Annotated in this window: 1 pseudogene; it reads right to left on the minus strand. The window is 63.9% G+C overall.

The annotated features are described in order from the left end of the window. Nucleotides 1–507, minus strand: a pseudogene (gene klaB / locus AC0L3J_RS37390) (tellurium resistance system protein klaB); the annotation flags it as partial.

Here is a 507-nt window from a genome sequence, read left to right on the forward strand (position 1 = left end):
GTTGGTTCTCCTTCGCCGTCTCGACGGACGTGCGATGCAGCAGGGCCGCATTGCGCTTCATCAGGTCGTTGGTGGTGTCGTCGATGGCCGTGGCCAGTTCGACGGCGTTCTTCTGCTCGTTGAGGCTCAAGGCCAGCATGAATTGCCGCTTCCACGCCGGCACGGTGATTTCGCGGATGGTGTGGAATTTATCGACCAGCATCTGGTTGTTGGCCTGGATCATGCGGATGGTCGGCAGGCTCTGCATGGCCGAATGTTGCAAGGCGATCAGGTCGCCGATGCGCTTGTCCAGGTTGGCAACCATCGCATCGAGGTCGGCCAGCTCCTGCACGCGGCCCGGGTCGTTCCCGACATTGCCGCGCAGACCCTCGGCCTGCTCGCGCAGCTCGGCCAGGCGGACCTTGCCGGCCGCGATGTGGACGCCAAGAAGGCGGTGTTCCTCGCGCACGGCTGCGAACATTTCGTCGAGCGAGGCATTGCGCTGCGCGATGCCTTGCTGGGTGGTCT

The organism is Bradyrhizobium sp. Kon37 (genome assembly GCF_055807535.1).